At 42.1% G+C, this 834-nt stretch carries 1 pseudogene; it reads left to right on the plus strand.

Annotated features, from left to right (window positions below):
• Nucleotides 1–805, plus strand: a pseudogene (locus tag H4J67_RS19935) (IS110 family transposase); the annotation flags it as partial.
• Nucleotides 806–834 lie beyond the last annotated feature (29 nt).

An 834-nucleotide genomic window follows, 5' to 3' on the forward strand; every position in this document is an offset into this window, starting at 1 on the left:
AAGACTTAACATCTATCTATGTCCCTGAGCCCGAAGATGAAGCCGAACGTGATTTATCCCGAGCACGAGAAACAGGCATGAAAGACTTAAAAGAGGCTAAATATCAACTTAAAGCATTGTTGTTACGTAACAACATTAACAGCAAAATAAAAGATAACTGGTCATTACAGTATTTGCGTTGGCTCGCTGAATTAGTATTACCTCATCCTTGTCAGCAAATTGTTTTGCAAGAAGCGGTTTTAACCATTACCGAAAGGTTAAAACGCTTAAAAAGGCTGGATAATGAATTAACCCATCAAGTGAAGCGTTGGCGATTTTATCCCGTAGTTAAAGCGATACAGGCGCTCCGTGGTGTGAGGTTATTAGTCGCCACAGGCGTGATTGCCGAACTAGGTGACTTATCACGGTTCGACCATCCCAGAAAATTAATGAGTTACCTTGGTCTTGTACCAAGCGAACATTCAAGTGGCGATAAACGCCATTTAGGGGCTATTACCAAATGCGGTAACAGCCGTGCAAGACGACTACCGGTCGAAGGTGCCATTCGTATAAACACAACGCCAATATTTCAAAAGAAATGCAATTAAGACAAGAAGGGTTAAGCAAAGAAATTATTGATATGGCTAGGCAAGCTCAACTGAGGTTGTGCCGACGCTATCAACGACTCATGCATAAAGGCAAACATCGTAATGTGGTCGTTACGGCCATCGCCAGAGAAATGATCGCTTATATTTGGGCTATTTCTCGCGAGGTAGTGCTACCAAAAATTGATGTGAAGCTAAGAATATCGAGAGTACCTGCATGAATAAAAGTTTTGAGTTAGCGCATGGGATC

This window comes from Colwellia sp. BRX10-4, from assembly GCF_014077465.1.
Classification (GTDB): Bacteria; Pseudomonadota; Gammaproteobacteria; order Enterobacterales; family Alteromonadaceae; genus Colwellia_A.